This is a genomic window from Dictyobacter arantiisoli (assembly GCF_008326305.1).
GTDB lineage: Bacteria > Chloroflexota > Ktedonobacteria > Ktedonobacterales > Ktedonobacteraceae > Dictyobacter > Dictyobacter arantiisoli.
Genome location: NZ_BIXY01000047.1, coordinates 39,301 through 54,626 on the forward strand (window position 1 = coordinate 39,301; position 15,326 = coordinate 54,626).

Below are 15,326 nucleotides of genomic sequence, written 5' to 3' on the forward strand. Positions count from 1 at the left end.
AAAAAGGCAGGGGACACCCCTGCCACCCCGGCAAGGGGCTTGCCGCCCCATAGGTACGAACGTAAGCGGGATTGTTAAGGGTGCAACCCTTAACCTGGGGTTCGGGGCTGTGCCCCGATCTCTCACCTCCCTCTCGCCGCCGCGCGCGGCGGCGAAGAAAAGAAGAAAAAGGGGTATTTGGGGACGCCCCACACCCCGGCAAAGGGCTGGCCGCCCTTTGCAATCCCGCTTGAAAAGCCTTACGTTCGCACCTATGGGCTTGCCGCCCCTTGCAACCCCGCTTGAGGAGCGGATTGAAGTGGATCGAATGCCTGTTCGAAAAATTGATGTTCGATCAGATGAAGAAGCGCAAGAAGTAGAAAATTATAGTCCTCCTATCGTAAGCGAAATGATGCAAATGCATGGTTTTCTCAGCTGGACAACGATGACGATTGGAAATCGCTTCTATACAGTTACTGCCTGGAAAACGCCGGAGAATGTCAGTCAGTTGATGAAGAGTAAGGCACATCGTGAGGCAATGAAGCGCTTCTACAAGACCGATTTCACGGCTGGAGGAATGACAGGCGTATGGGTGCCACACCATCTCGGTGATATTTGGATCCAATGCCCGGCATGTAAACGTAAGGCCATGTACAAAGAACATGGAGGCAATTGCAGTTGTGGGCAAACACTCCCAGAACCTCCACCTTATTGGTAAGCTGAGCTTGATCAATGGCTTATGTTTCATGGCTATATGGATAAAAGAAGTACTTACACTTGCACAATGACCACACTGATATTGTCAGCGCCTCCTCCTCGTAAGGCCGTTTGAACCAGCCGTTCGCTTAAAAGATGGGGATTATCGGTTGCGCGTACAATACGTTCAATGACGGGATCGCGTATCATTTCCCAGAGGCCATCAGAGCAGAGGAGCAGGCGATCATGCGGCTGAAGATCAAGGATAAAGGAGTCAATTTTTAGATCGGTTCCCTGTCCAAGGCTGCGATATATTTTGCTGCGCTCAGGATGGGTGTAGATCTCATCGGGTGTAATTTGTCCAAAGGCGACCAGTGAGGCGACTAATGAATGATCATGAGTGATCTGAATCAAGCCAGCACTCTCACGGAAAAGATAGGTGCGACTATCCCCAACATTGATAATATAGGCTTTACAATCAATGATAAGGGCCGCCGTCAGGGTAGTTCCCATATCACTGCCTTCTTCCTGACCTCGTTGATAGATGGCAAGATTAGCCCACTCAGCGCCTCCAATCAACATGTCCAGGAAGAATTCGTCGCTCATCTCTTTGCCCATAATAATATTTTGTAGCACGGTATGTGACATACTTTGCATGGCGAGCTGGCTGGCTTCCAATCCATTATCGTGTCCCCCCATACCATCGGCAACGACAAATAATCCATACGGCAAGAGCTGACCCTGATAGGTATACGTCCCTTGCAGGACAGCGATACTGTCCTCATTAGGAAAGTGGCGCCGGGCCAGTCCAGTATGCCAGCCGACACCTACCTGAAGCGGTAAGACACGGGGATTGTGAGCATGCAATGGGATAGTGAAACGTGGCGTGTTCTGCTGCTGGGTACTATCAGTATCTGCGGCAGGCGCGGGTCGGGTCGGCACCTCGGCGACATCAAAATCCTGCCCACGCGCCGGGCGTTGTGGGAGACGCAGGCGCGGCGCAGTCATATCAGATGTGGAAAACGCATCTCTATTGATCATAGCAGAAGCATGCTCTACAGAAAGAAAAGGTATACTCGTACCAGTTGCAGAGGTTGAGACAGCCATAGATATTTGCTGTGAAGGGAGCCATGTGGCAGCGATACGTTTGATTTGCTGCGTCAAAGATTGTCGCTGGCGCTGATGTCGATAGACACACAAGCCAACCCATCCTAAAAGATACCACACGAAGCCCCAAAAGAGTGACAGGCCGAGCTGGAATGGGAAGGCAAACAGTCCAGAATTCGCAGGCATACGCACAAGCATCTGGACAAAGATCAACCAGGATCGAGGAGGCAGACCGCCATCGATGATAAAGATACATACAACCATACATCCAAATCCGCTCCAGATCAGATAGCGGAACCAACGATAGGTGTCATACAGAGCGAAGAATCCTATGAACATGCCACTATCCTCGAGTATGCTCAAAGCGCCACAATTCACAAACGCATTACAATCGCTGACCAGAACCCATAGGTATTATCAGACTGAGGCAGGGAAAGACCGGGATGTCAGTTATACTCGTTAACAATCCTCGCACTATCCTATCAGACGCTGGTTGGATATGTGAAAGATCCTCAATTGCGAGCTACTCCTGTGGTAATACCTGCTCCATCGTATCAATGTAGATCTGGCAGACCATCATCGTCGCCGTATTATCACCCAGATGGTGTGCCAGGTGATCCTGACAGGTCCCGATACGCGACATACTGGCATGGATAAAATCATGACGGGCGCGCCCGGAGGCCAATCCAGTTAAACCACGACGCATCGCAACTAATTCAAATTCAATTTGTTGACGTAACAAAGCAATTTCGCTCATGAGCAAGCAACCTCCTGATAAAAAGCAAACAACAGGATAATACCGAAAGACAAATATTTCGCAAAAGGCAAAGGTCATACAACAGGGCAAACAGAGTGCAAATGAAAGCAGATAAACGTATTACAAAACCCACAATACATTGAACGTATTCTCAGTATAAGCTCACCAGATTTTGATCATATCCCATATTGCTTTGCAATGCGAAAATGAAAACAGACAAAAAGTATCCACAGAGGGATCACCGGAGCACCAATACGCTCTCCATAGAAAGCCAATAAAATGATATCCAGTCATAAGAACATCTTCAGGAAAGGAAAATGTGTTTGTCTCTGGTGGACAAATTCGCGATGAATGCTTGTCTCACCCAGAGCGCCCAGGCAATGTGAGCCCTGCATGCCGGGACTGGAACAATAAAGAAAGAGGATATATAATCCACCAGCGAAAAGACAGAGTATTCCTTTTGTAGAAGAAAAGGCAATACTGTCTTATACGTCTTATACCAGGGTCTTCTCATTCCGCTTCCTCAACAAAAGTGTGTTGAGCTCAGGAAAATCCGCCAGAGTTCGCTCGAAGCTGTCTCTATACGTAGAAATTCATGGTAATGGCTGTCAAATTAATTAAAGACAGTACGCTGATGATGATAATCCCACGTCGAACGAATGATGCTCATCGCCGGTAGAGACCAGTTCACCGAGGGATCATTCCAGACAAAGGGATCATTCCAGACAAAAGGACATATTTATCTCTTCATATCTCGATGTGCTTGATTTCACCACGATGCTCCATTTTTAGCCATCTATGATGAGTTATTGTTCCATTCCCTCATCATAGAATGCCTGAAATGATCGCATTTCTAGCACATCTCAGGTATACTATCTTGAGAGAGAAAGAGAGAGAGACTGTAATAGAAATGTCAACCCAAACCGTCCTGGTGCTCGCTGCTCAAGCGGGTAATCAGAAGGCGTTCGAGGCCCTGGTGGGCGCATATCGGCGTGAACTGCTCGTGCATTGTTATCGGATGTTGGGCTCGCTCTCCGACGCCGAAGATCTGGTGCAAGAGACCCTGCTGCAAGCATGGGAGAAACGTGCGACGCTCACCAGCCCGGAGTCTTACCGTGCCTGGCTGTACCGCATCGCCACCAATCGGTGCCTCAATCGGCTCACGCGCGCTCCTCGACGGTTCTTGCCATCAGAAACCCATCCACCGAGCGATCCCAGCAGCCCTGCGCCGCCACGACTGCGGGAGCCAATCTGGCTGGAGCCGTTTCCCGATGATCTGCTTGCCGATCCTGGGGCCAATCCCGAAGACCGCGCGGAGAGGAGCGAACGAATCACCCTGGCCTTTCTGATGGCACTCCAGCACTTAACGCCAGTGCAACGGGCAATTCTGCTCTTACGTGAGGTGCTGGAGTGGCAGGCCTCCGAAGTCGCCGAATGGCTTCACCTCTCGGTTCCCGCCGTCAATTCCGCCTTGCAGCGTGCTCGACGGGCTTTGCGCCAGCGCAACGTTAGAGACGAGGCGCAGATGGTTCTGCCTCGCCCCCAGTTACAAGAGCTTCTTGACCGCTATGTGGCCCTCTGGGAACAAGCGGACATCCCTGGTCTCGTGGCGCTGCTGCGAGAGGATGCCTGGTTCACCATGCCGCCGCTTCCCGTCTGGTATCAGGGACGAGCGGCTATCGCCACATTGTTCCAGACGAGCCTGTTTCCTCCCGGCCGACAATGGCATCTGCTTCCAACGTGCGCCAATGGCAGTCCAGCGTTCGGGCTCTATCGGCGAGAGGCTGGGGCAGACGACTCTCAGCTTGTTGGTCTGCTGGTTCTGGGTATGGAGGGCGAGCAGATTGGCAGTCTTGTCGCGTTCCTGGATGTGGCCAGTTTCACGTCCTTTGGCCTCCCGCCCACCTTCGTTTGATCTGTTATTAAGAGGAGCAACCAGATTCATTGAACCTCTCCTTTATTTTCCTGGAAGGAGGGGTCTCTGAGTCTCTCTCTCACAAGAGAGAGAAAAGCTTTCAGCGCTGGGGATTGCCACTTCTCTCTATGCCAGATCAGTTGTGTCACCACTTCAAACCCAGCTTCGCTCCACGGAAGTGCAACAAGCCGACCTTGAGTCACTTCCATCTGCACAGCCACCTCTGGCAAGACGGTAATCCCCATGCCGAGCATGACACATTGCTTAATCGCTTCGACACTGTTCAACTCCAGATTGGTCGTCGGATAGACTCCTGCTGCTGCCAGAGCCCGCTTAAAGAGATTTCGGTAACTGCACCCCACCTCCGTCAACAGGACTGGTTCACCTTCTAAATCAGCAGGGGTGACCAATGGACGTTGTGCTAACGGGTGTTCGGGAGGCGCGACAACCAGCAATGGTTCTCGAAGTAACGGTTCCACGACCAGCCCGGTTGCCCGCAGTGGTTCTTCCAGCAAGAAGGCCACATCCACTCTTCCTTCCAAAACACTCCGCCGTAATTCAGGAACGGGAAGGGGACGAAAATGCACCTGAATATGGGGAAAAGCTGCACGGAATTGATGCAAGACCGGTGGAAGTCGATAGGTGCAGAGGGTTTCTGGCGCACTGAGCGTTACAGCTCCTGTTGGCTCGGAACGCGCGGAAAGTGCGGCGTGTGCTTCTTCTGCAAGACTCAGCAATTTCTCGGCATAGACGAGCAATCGTTGTCCCTCGTCCGTAAGAATTACCCGTTTATTGAGCCGATCAAATAACAACACCCCGAGCTCGGCTTCAAGCTCTTGAATTTGGGCTGAGACGCTGGATTGAACATACCCAAGCAAGGCAGCCGTTTGGGTAAAGTTGAGCGTGGTGGCTAGTGTTCGAAAGGTCGTAAGGTGGCGCAATTCCATAGACATCCTTCCATCGAAACAGGCGATGATGAGCATCGGTTTTGTTCGTTGGACACGATTATACGTTACCCCTACAATAGATGCAACCATGTTATGCTACTTGAAAGGATCACTGGTATGGAAAAACAACAGCTCTTTGACATCACCTCGAATCTGCGTGTCTATGATCTCGAACAGCCACGTTATTTTGGAGCACCTATTCTGCCTGCCCATGCTCCAGGGTTTGTCTACACCTTACATCGTCGTCATGAATCAGGTTTGGGAGAGGCTCGCACAGGTGCGTCCGGCTTCATCTATACGGCAGAGCACTCTGGCACCCACATTGATGCGCTCTGCCATCAGGCAGAGGAACTCTCTTTGTATGGTGGACAGAAAGTAACCGCCCAGGTGCAGACCTCTGCCGGTTTTACACAGTTAGGTGTGGAGACCATCTCACCTATGATCAGTCGGGGCGTGTTACTTGATGTCGCTGGATACCGTGGTAGTGATTGGATCGAGGCTGACCAACCAATCACTCGCAAGGATCTCGAAGCTGTCAGTCAGGATCAGAAAGTGACTCTGAACTCGGGAGATGTCGTCCTGGTACGAACGGGCAATGGAGCGCGTTGGAACGATCCAGCAGCCTATCTGTCCAGCGGAGGCGTCAGTGCTGATGCTTCCCAATGGCTCGCCGACCAACAGGTCAAGGCAGTTGGTGCCGATCATACGGCCTGGGATACCGTTGGTGTCGTTGACCCCGATCTGCATGTTTCCTTTCCAGGACATCTCATTCTCCTGGTTCGTCATGGCATCTACATCATCGAAAATCTCTTGCTGGAAGATCTGGCCAGAGATCGCGTGTACGAATTCCTTTTTGTCTGTCTGCCACTCAAAATGCGCGGGGTGACTGGCTCACCGATACGCCCCATAGCGCTCGTTCCATAGACACCAAACGGCATAGAACCCCTCCCCAGGTCACCTGAGGCTCGCATCCTCAAGAACGGATGCCCATCACTGGATGCAACAAGGGATATAAACGAAGAAGAAACCCGGAAACGAAAACGGCAGAGGACACCGAATAACCGTACAACGACAGGATATCGGGTCAGCGATGAACTGTGGGCAGTGCTCCAGCCACTGCTCCCTGTGTCTATCAATGCGCATCGCTTTGGTGGCGGGCGACCGCGTGTGCCCGATCGAGACTGTGCCGACGCGATTTTCTACGTTCTGCGAACCGGGTGTCAATGGCAAGCTCTCGACCAGGCCGAGTTGTGTGCCCATTCAACGGCCCACGATTTGATGAGGAGAGCAGGATCAACCGGGTTATTCGGATAGGCTCTTACTACTTGAGCAGTTCTTGCCCTCGTTGATCGTAGATATTGACAATCTCACCGGTACTCTCTCCCCGGAGTAGATTGACGACGAGACGCGCAGGTTGAGATGGCTCAAGCAATGTGCCCTGCTCATAAAAGCCCTTGAAGCGGTCATGGATTTGCTGCCCGGCTTGTTCTATTGGTAAACCACGAATATGCACCTGTATCGCTGTATCAACAGCACCCGGGCGAACAGCATTCACATTCACGCCTGTCCCTTGTAGTTCAGCCGCACTATTGCGAGTGAGCATCTCAAGCCCTGCTTTGCTTGTCGAGTACGCACCGCTGTTCTCCATCCCTGTTCCAGTCGCTGCCCCTGTCGAAATGTTGACGATACGTCCCCAACCGCGTTCAAGCATCATCGGGAGACAGGCACGCATCCAACGAAACGCTGCGATGAGATTGATGTCGATAGCTTGCGCCCATACATCAGGATCAACCGCTTGGATGGAGCCGATTGGCTCGACGACCCCTGCATTATTGACCAGAATAGCAATCGGACCAAGCTCTTTCGTGATGGCCGCGAATGCATGAGCTATTGCTTTGCCATCCGAGAGGTCACTACTGATTGCAAAGCTCCGCTGCCCTGTTGCTTGTATCTCGGTGGCGACCAGTTCGATCTCTCCCTGAGTACGCGCTAGCACGGCAACATGACAACCCGTTTGCGCCAATGTAAGCGCGATGGCACGCCCAATACCACGTCCGCCACCAGTTACCAATGCAACTTTTCCCTGCAACTCGTTCATGATACAATCCCTTCGTTATCGCTCGAAAGCGAGCGTCGTCCTTTCTTCCGGCATCATCTTGATATAACCTGGAAGAACGGAACTCCTCCTACAATTCTGGTAGAGCTTTGTGCCTTACCTTCTCTTATTACTGGTAGAGACCCACCTCTGCCAACTGGATGATTTCAGCGGCGACCGCAGATGGCGTCTCCAGTGGAGGGCAGTGTCCAGCCGCTGGTACCCGTACCAATCTGGCATGGGGAATGCGGTTCGCAAGCTGGACAGCCGTCTCCATGGGAATAGCGGCGTCATCCTCTCCGTGGATCACGACGGTCGGAACGCCAAGCTGTGCGGCGACCTGAGTATTGTTTGGCCTTCCAGTCACCGCTCGCCCGACCGCTGGCATCTCCTTTAAAGCATAGTTTGACACAGCCTTCGTCCATTCGCCCAGAAACGTTGGATGCGCTTGCAGAAACGCCTTTCCGATCAGCAGCCCGCCGACCTGACCAGCCAAAATGGTGTCCTTTCCTATGCAAACTCGATGTGCGAGAGGGGTCAATCCCCTTTCACCTCTAGGACACACAAGTGATCCCAAACTCATCGCAAATGATCAGCAAATTTGGGGAAGAGGGTGGTGGCCGCGTCGATGAGCGCAAAAAGGTGAGATAGGTTTTTTTTGCATATCCCCCCGAAATGGTGCACTCAGCTTCCCCCAGGCATCTCCTTCATCCATTCCGAGATGGTGGGATGGTGGGCTAAGGCTTCGACGATCGCTTCTATATTGATGGGCTCTGACGCTTTGGTAAACTCATACCGCCCCTAGAAATTGATATGTTGCCAGGCCACTGAAGAGATATGGGCGAGGTGCGGATTTAACTTTTTCTCCATGTGTTGTTGCCTGCTTAGCGAAAAAATGTCGGGACCCCTCCATGACCCAGCACCTGGTCCGCTTCGGGATCTATCACATAGATCATACTCGCCGCCCCAAACCGCTGACCTATCAGGTGTCCTTTGATCCAGAAAAAGCTCAGGAGGAGAAAGAAGAGGCCAACCGTTCAGTGCGACGCCGCTCATGGTCTGGGTTCGCACCGAGCTATCCGTCTTGCGTTCCCTCATCGATGCTCACCAACTTGTCTGGTGAACATCGGTGAGGCAGTGGAAGTGGTCGGCAGCGGCGTGAGGGCCGCCAGCCGAGACAGCGGCAACTAAGCCTGAACCACCAGCCAGCGGTTGCCATCGGGATCACTGATCTCAAACCACTTGACGCCAGAGCCTGGGCCATACAGATCATCCTTCACTTCGTTGACCTTTGCCCCCTTTGCTTTGAGCTCGTTGTACGCCGCTTCAAGATCCGAAGTCGCAAGATAGAGCTTCATCGTCCCAGGCTGCATGTTTTCATGCATGGTGGTCAGATTGAGCGAGGCACCTCCTCCGGGAAGTTCAAGAGAGACCCAGTGCTGATCGCCCTGTCCGAAGTCTTTGGTCACACGGAAGCCTAACTGCTCCGCATAGAATGCTTTGGCCTTTGCCATCTCGGTGACCGCTATCGTCAACATCGAAATTTTCTCGTTTGCCATGGTTATCATCTGCCTTTCACGTATCGTAACAGAACGTGTTCTGTGTTCTTCTTATCGGACTGGAGCCAGCGCGTTTTCGCTAGCGTACCGTCGCATTTTCGTCCTTCGCATCTCTGACGAAACAGCGTGCAGAAATGTGACCGGCTCCTTGAAGTCTGCGAGCCAGATGAGAGATCATCCAGAGGATTACCCCAGGAGGGGTATTAGGCCCGCTGGAGAAATGTCCGAGCGCTTTGGCATGAGAGAGGTTGAGGATCAGGCAGCACATGCTGACCCGCCACCTGCCTGTTTATGCGCGTTTCAGGATACTGCCGAAACTATCGGTTAGCTTCCCAAGGGTGCGGCTTTGTGGTCGAAGCGCCCAGGAGGCGACCACGAGCAGAAGCACTGAACCGGTATAGATGAGGTGGAATTTGCTATCGCCAACAATGGCGTGGGAGAGAAACGCGCCAGTCATGTTGAAGAACATGCCAGCATATGCCCATTCCTTGAGCCGAGGAAAACGCGGCACGACGATAGCTATAACCCCAAGAATCTTCCATGTCCCGATGATATTCAAAAGGAAGAGTGGGTATCCAAGGACCGTGTGCGTTTCCACCGTTCCAAACTGCTGTGTCAACTCTCCCATAGCGCCTGCGAGCATCACAAACACAAGAGCCACCGTGACCGTCCAATACGCTATCGCTTTTCCTTTTGCTGATCTGAGAGAAACGTTCATTGATACTGTCTGTTCCACGTTGTTTTTCTCCTCCTGATATGAGAGTGTGTAGTTGTCTCTGGAATGCTATGTACAGAATTTCACACATGGATGCGAGTCTGATCCTGGGACTGAAACCAGTTGAAGGCATCAACGCGCGGAGCGGTTTTATGAGAGCCTGTACGAAGCGTTTTCTTTTGTGGGAAGCCAGCCTGTTCATGCTTCGATGAAACTGAACCTTCTCTGCTTCCATTTGCTGCGTTTTCGTCCTCACTCTTCTGACGTAATCTGGCCAGAGGATGTGACCGGGGGAGAGCATTACCCTAAGGCAAAAATCTCCACCGTGTATTCATCACCAAGAGAGAGATAGGGGTGGCTCTGCACCAGGCGAAATGCCTCTGCCCTCTCTTCCGCTTGAATGATGGAATAGCCATTGAGGGGAGTCGCACTCTCATCTGCCGAACCATCCCCATGCAGAGTGTACCCCTGTTTCATTGGCGATCCCACATCAAGCAGATGTTCCCCCAACCCAGTAAACCATTGTGGCCACCCGTCGTGTGATGCATCTGGCGATGTGGCTGGCCCTTTATAGAGCAAAAGAAATTTGTTCATGGTCTTCTCCCTTTCTTGCATGATCTCTATGTATCAGCATATTCGGCTGGTCAGCCGACGTACACTCAGGTGTTGCGAGGATGTACGCCGACTGATCTGCTTCCCATCACCTTACCAACCCTGGCCCGCCATCTGCCTAGTTGTGGCGTTCAGGCGATTGAAGAGGTTGGTGGTAGCGATCATGAGAATGACCGCTGCCAGCCCTTTCTCATCGTAATGGCGGGCGGCCTCCTCCCAAATCTCGTCTGAGACCGGGTCAGTCTGATCAGCGAGACGTGTAGCGGCCTCGGTGAGCGCGAGCGCGGCGCGCTCAGCATCGGTGAAGTACGGCGTCTCCCTCCAGGCGGCCACGGCAAAGAGCCGCTCGTCTGTTTCACCCTCTTTCTTCGCGCTGCGTGCGCCAGAGTCCACACAGTAGCTACAGCCATTGATCTGACTCGCGCGCAGGTGTACCAGTCCGAGCGTCTTGCGCGGCACTCCGCCCTTGTATGCGGCTTTCAACAGAGCTTGTATGCCCTCATTGGCATCGGGAAGGATCATTACGGGATTGCTCATTCGTGCTTGCATGGTAAATTGTTCTCCTCCAGGTTGTTCAGTTCTGTCGGCTTCGATGAAGTTGTGTCGGGATGGTTCGCATCCCCTATTCGATATTCTTGCGTTTCGGCGGCCTTATGGGCCTCAAGGGAGAGCAAGATCAAACCCAGACGGCTGATCTTGAGCAGCACCCCGAAGAGGGCCGCCTGATCGGGCAAGGGACCAGTAAGCAGCGTCGTTCCATCTGGCTCATACGCTATCTGGAGTCCTGCCAACCAGTCCTGCCAAAAGGGATCAAGGTGTCCTTTGATCCGAATCTGATAGTTCATCATCAGGCTCTTCTCCCTTTGTGGTTCTCTCCACACACAAAGGATAGCTCAGAACTGGGGCGGAGACAGTCGTCAAAAGTCTACCTCAAGGAGAATATTGCGAGGAGCAAGCAAGAGGTGTTGGGGGTCTCTGTTGGGAATGAAAAAGAATTACAACCTGGTGTTAAATAGCAGAGAAAAATTTGCGATTTTTCTCTGCTATTCAACACCAGGTTGTAAGGGATCTTAGAGCAGGGCGGCGGCACGAGCCAGGGCGATCGCCTGGGTGCGGCTCTCTGCTCCCAGCTTCGCGAGCAGGCTGCTGACATGCTTTTTGACAGTGGAAAGCTGGATGATGAGCGTGTTGGCGATCTGCTGGTTGGAGGCACCCTCGGCCAACAGGCACAGGATCTCCTGCTCGCGCCTGGTCAGCGGCTCGACAAGCGTTGGTGAAGGAGAAGCAGCGCGCTCTGGAACAGGCACAGCTTGAGGCGGTTGGACCAGAGGAAAATGAGGCGCGCTCTTTCGTCCCTCCTCTTGCGCGTAAGCTGCCAGCAAGCGCAATATGTAGGGGTGAAAACTGGCCACAGCCGCGCTAGCTGGTTCATCTTCCCCTGGCTGCGCGGCCAGCAAGGCTTCCAGCGCCTGGCGCATCGGTCTCCCCTCATCCAGATAGACGCGCAGATGGCCCTCTGGCTCTGTAAGCGCAAAGAGGCGGGCCGCGAGGTGCGCCGCCTGCACCCTTTTGCCCACGTGATGCAGGGCGACCAGTTGCAAGGCCAGATACTCGATCACCGTATCAACAGTGCCTTCCTGGTCAAAGTGCTGGTTGAAGCGCGCGAGCATCTCAACCGCTTGCTCGTATTGCTGCCGGGTCACGAGAACTCGCACCAGCATCAGCAGCTCCCAGCGGCGTAAGGGATTCCAGGCGGCGGGCGAGAAAGTGGTTTGTGCCGCCCACGCTGCGGCCTCCGTCAAATTGCCCTGAGCCAGCCATAACTTGACCCGCAGAACCGTGATCCAGGGAGCATGATAGGCCAGCCCACCTTGCTCAAGCAGGATTTCAAGCCTGTGCAGGCTATTTTCTACCTCCACAAGGTCGCCTCTTGCCAGCCCAAGCTGAGCTGAGAAAATCTCGGTGACAGCCAGCAGTTGCATGTGTTGCCAGTCCTGCGCAAGACGCCGCAAACGTTGGAGCCAGCCGGGGGCCTCTTCCAGCCGATTCCAGGCGTAGGAGATTACGAACAGGCAATAATAGAGATAGCCTTCCCAGGGAGTATGCGCGCCAATCTGTTCAGCCAGGGCCAGGGCCTCCAGGCATTCCTGCTGAGCCTGGTGTAACTGGATGGCATAGGTCGAGCGAATTTGAGCCGACCAGCTTAAGACGCGGGTCGCCATCAAGAGATCTCTTTCCTCCAACAACTGCTGCTTGGCCGCGCTTAAGCGGGGCAGCAGGGGAACACCGTATTCCTGATACATGGTGGTCAGCCAGAAGGTGAGGTAGAGCGGGATGATGTTGCAGTGTGTATCCTCATCTGGCGGCAGCGCATCAAGTTCACGAATGAGATCCCGTAATCGCCCGGCATCGTTCTGTCTGAGGATGCCTCTGAGTTCGATCAAGGCCCGCAACTGGAATAGGCGTTGCTCGATCCACACCGCCTCGCTTACGGAGAGCAGGCGGTGTTGTTGTTCAGACCGCAGCCGGGTGTCCAGGGAAGGAAGGAGTGCTTCAAGGCGCGTGAAGGTCCGCTCGACCTGAGCGACCATGCCAGCATAGATGGCCTGGCTGCTCAAATTCACCGCGTCGAAGAAGCGAAATGCGGCCCCCAGAGCCAGAAACAGGTGCTCACGCAGGACAGCATCGGGCAGGGAGAAGATCCAGCTATGAAGCGTCTTTGCTTCTCCACGAGACCAGAGCGACCCCGCCGCCTGCTCCATCAAAGAGGCGGCATACACGTGGTCAGAGGCAGCCAGCGCGTGGGTAATGGCCTCGCGCCACTCACTGCGAGCCTCATAGAATCTGGCGGCCCGCAGGTGCAGGAGCGGCACCAGTTGGGGATGGCTGGCATGCAGACGAGCGAGCAAGGCCTCTCGAAAGAGATCATGATAGCGGTACCACCGCCGCTGCTCATCCAGTGGGACGAGAAAGAGGTTGGCCTGCTCCAGCCCCTGCAACCGCTCCTGGCTCTCAGGCTCACCCGGAGCTTCGGTGAGAGCCTGGCAGAGAGCTGCATTCATGCGAGGGACAATGGCTGTCTGCAACAAAAAGTTCTGGAGAGACTCAGGCAGCGGCGCGAGGATATCCTGTTGCACATAATCCAGCAAATACCGATGGGTACCCGCAAAGTCCTTCACAAAAGCAGCGTGATCTGGCCGCTTACGCAGAGAGAGCGCGGCCAGGTGCAGCCCGGCGATCCAGCCTTCCGTTCGCTGGGAGAGGGTGGCTACATCGTCTTCCGAGAGCGGCAAACCCATGGCCTCGCACAAGAAATGGGTCGCCTCTGGTTTGCTAAAGCGCAAATCCTGATCGCGGATCTCCAACAACTGCCCACGCACGCGAAAGCGGGAGAGCGGAAGATCAGGGTCAGTGCGGCTGAGCAGGACCAAGTGCAGGGTAGCGGGCGCGTGATCGAGGAGAAAGAGCAGAGAATCAGCTATGGCTTGGTCAGCGATCACATGGTAGTCATCCAGCACCAGGATGATATCTTGCGTGTTCCGCTCAAACTCACGCAGCAGCGCGATCAGAATGGTTGAGAGTGGGAGGGACTGGGGCGAGTGCAGCAGCACGAGTGCCGTCTCTCCCAGGGCGGGGCGACAGCGGCGCAGTGCCGCAATGACCAGATCCCAGAAGCGAATCGGATCATCGTCCAGCTCCTCAAGGGAGAGCCAGGCGACCTCCTGCTCGGCTCCTCGTATACGCCCTGAACTTTCCTGCGCCTTTTTTGAGGCTGCCCACGCTGAGAGTAGAGTAGTCTTGCCACTGCCTGCCGAAGCAGAGACAAGGGTTAACGGGTAAGAGCCGACGGCATCAAGGTCAGTGAGCAGGCGCGAGCGTTCCACCAGAGAGCCTGGCAGGCGGGGTGCAGAGAGTTTGCTGGAGAGAAACAGCCCCCGCAAATCGAGTGACGGCGCGACTGGCTCGGCGGCCAAAGGTGCCGGGGGTTCCAGATCGCTTACCAGGGCCTTCGCCTCTTGCTCTAAGCGAGCTAACGTCACCTGGTTCGCTAGCCCTAGATAGCGCTTCCGGGTGCGTTTCCCCTGCTTATGATAGGCGTACCAGTAGCCGCTTCCACGAGACCGAGCTTCTTTGAGGACTGAGAGCCGTCCAGCCTGCCCTGCAAAAGCAAAGGATGTATGTGTCTCCAACCAGCGAACGAACGCGGGGTCGTCTCCTGGGTGAAAGTATTGCCCAGGTTTTCCCTGGGTGTAGAGTTCATAGTGCTGGGGTTCGTCTGACCAGACGAGCGTGTACTGTGATGGTTTGGGCATAGTATCCTTCCTGTGGGGTGTTGTTGGGAACCATCTCGTTGATACCCAACAGCAGGCAGTATACCACAGAACCAGGGAAGCGAGCAAAGAGGCGGCGGGAGGCCCGCGCATCCCCAAACAGAGAAACACAGACTGTTGCGGAAATACTTCCGACAGTATCGGAAACACTTCCGCAAGATAGCAGAGCTACTTCCGATATCTCAAATGGGACTCCCAAGGCTCACCAGGCGGGCTCTACGTTGGAATGATATTGATCTCAAAACAAAGACATTGAAAGTTCATCGTTCTGTTGCATACATCAAAATAGATGGCAAAACACTTTTCACGAATCAGAACCGAAAACAGCCACGAGTCGTCGTACAGTTACCCTTCCTTCATTCGTAGTTGATGCACTTAAAGAACATAGAATCAAACAAAAAGAGTTGCGTCTGAAAGCAGGTGAGAAATGGCAAGAGAATAACCTTGTGTTTTGTATACTCCGTGGTAATTTCTATGGGATTTCATGCTTAGGCATGGTTCAAAGTGAGCGTGAACCAATGTGACAATTGACGAACAAATTGACAAAAAGAATCCCTGAGAGTTAAGGTGAAATTGACAAAAACAACACCGTTCTCAGGGAGGAAACATGATC

General features: G+C 53.6%; 15 protein-coding genes and 1 pseudogene. 4 read left to right on the forward strand and 12 right to left on the reverse strand.

Annotated features, from left to right (window positions below):
- The first annotated feature begins 298 nt into the window (after positions 1–298).
- Complete coding sequence (locus F1593_RS15890; RefSeq protein ID WP_149402548.1) at positions 299–697, forward strand: hypothetical protein; 399 nt, start codon at positions 299–301, stop codon at positions 695–697.
- 53 nt (positions 698–750) lie between these two features.
- Here F1593_RS15890 and F1593_RS15895 read toward each other — a convergent pair whose 3' ends face one another.
- From F1593_RS15895 to F1593_RS30200, 3 genes are all read right to left on the reverse strand, one after another.
- On the reverse strand, positions 751–2,121 hold the full coding sequence (locus F1593_RS15895) for a PP2C family protein-serine/threonine phosphatase (RefSeq protein ID WP_149402549.1): 1,371 nt from the start codon (positions 2,119–2,121) through the stop codon (positions 751–753).
- Between the two features lie 184 nt (positions 2,122–2,305).
- Positions 2,306–2,539, reverse strand: coding sequence for a hypothetical protein (locus F1593_RS15900; protein WP_149402550.1), 234 nt, complete (start codon positions 2,537–2,539; stop codon positions 2,306–2,308).
- Positions 2,540–3,152: 613 nt separating this feature from the next.
- Entirely contained in the window at positions 3,153–3,278 is a 126-nt protein-coding gene (locus F1593_RS30200) for a DcsG N-terminal domain-containing protein (protein WP_503826827.1), read from the reverse strand.
- A 171-nt stretch (positions 3,279–3,449) separates the two neighbouring features.
- Here F1593_RS30200 and F1593_RS15905 point away from each other — a divergent pair, with 171 nt between their 5' ends.
- Complete coding sequence (locus F1593_RS15905; RefSeq protein ID WP_172632157.1) at positions 3,450–4,454, forward strand: RNA polymerase subunit sigma-70; 1,005 nt, start codon at positions 3,450–3,452, stop codon at positions 4,452–4,454.
- A 26-nt stretch (positions 4,455–4,480) separates the two neighbouring features.
- On the opposite strand, the gene F1593_RS15910 is transcribed toward F1593_RS15905, so the two are convergent.
- Positions 4,481–5,491, reverse strand: coding sequence for a LysR family transcriptional regulator (locus tag F1593_RS15910; RefSeq protein ID WP_235932598.1), 1,011 nt, complete (start codon positions 5,489–5,491; stop codon positions 4,481–4,483).
- Between the two features lie 27 nt (positions 5,492–5,518).
- Here F1593_RS15910 and F1593_RS15915 point away from each other — a divergent pair, with 27 nt between their 5' ends.
- Positions 5,519–6,325, forward strand: coding sequence for a cyclase family protein (locus F1593_RS15915; RefSeq protein ID WP_149402552.1), 807 nt, complete (start codon positions 5,519–5,521; stop codon positions 6,323–6,325).
- A 171-nt stretch (positions 6,326–6,496) separates the two neighbouring features.
- Positions 6,497–6,709 (forward strand): annotated as a pseudogene (locus tag F1593_RS15920) (transposase); the annotation flags it as partial.
- Positions 6,710–6,722: 13 nt separating this feature from the next.
- Here F1593_RS15920 and F1593_RS15925 read toward each other — a convergent pair.
- The 8 genes from F1593_RS15925 to F1593_RS15960 form a co-directional block, all read right to left on the reverse strand.
- Positions 6,723–7,499 carry an SDR family NAD(P)-dependent oxidoreductase gene (locus F1593_RS15925; protein WP_149402553.1) on the reverse strand — a complete coding sequence of 259 codons (777 nt, stop codon included), beginning with the start codon at positions 7,497–7,499 and terminating at the stop codon, positions 6,723–6,725.
- 127 nt (positions 7,500–7,626) lie between these two features.
- The gene (locus F1593_RS15930) at positions 7,627–7,992 is read right to left on the reverse strand and encodes an alpha/beta fold hydrolase (RefSeq protein ID WP_172632158.1); all 366 of its coding nucleotides are present in this window, start codon (positions 7,990–7,992) and stop codon (positions 7,627–7,629) included.
- 691 nt (positions 7,993–8,683) lie between these two features.
- Entirely contained in the window at positions 8,684–9,055 is a 372-nt protein-coding gene (locus tag F1593_RS15935; RefSeq protein ID WP_235932599.1) for a VOC family protein, read from the reverse strand.
- Between the two features lie 289 nt (positions 9,056–9,344).
- Positions 9,345–9,791, reverse strand: coding sequence for a DoxX family protein (locus tag F1593_RS15940; protein WP_235932600.1), 447 nt, complete (start codon positions 9,789–9,791; stop codon positions 9,345–9,347).
- Positions 9,792–10,070: 279 nt separating this feature from the next.
- A complete protein-coding gene (locus tag F1593_RS15945; protein ID WP_149402555.1) occupies positions 10,071–10,364 on the reverse strand; it encodes a hypothetical protein in 294 nt (97 codons plus the stop codon).
- 111 nt (positions 10,365–10,475) lie between these two features.
- Positions 10,476–10,931, reverse strand: a complete 456-nt coding sequence (locus F1593_RS15950) for a carboxymuconolactone decarboxylase family protein (RefSeq protein WP_149402556.1) — start codon at positions 10,929–10,931, stop codon at positions 10,476–10,478.
- Positions 10,916–11,230 carry a DUF8691 family protein gene (locus F1593_RS29730; protein ID WP_308483054.1) on the reverse strand — a complete coding sequence of 105 codons (315 nt, stop codon included), beginning with the start codon at positions 11,228–11,230 and terminating at the stop codon, positions 10,916–10,918. The genes F1593_RS15950 and F1593_RS29730 overlap by 16 nt, the downstream gene beginning before the upstream one ends.
- Positions 11,231–11,452: 222 nt before the next feature.
- Complete coding sequence (locus tag F1593_RS15960; RefSeq protein WP_149402557.1) at positions 11,453–14,695, reverse strand: winged helix-turn-helix domain-containing protein; 3,243 nt, start codon at positions 14,693–14,695, stop codon at positions 11,453–11,455.
- Between the last annotated feature and the right edge of the window lie 631 nt (positions 14,696–15,326).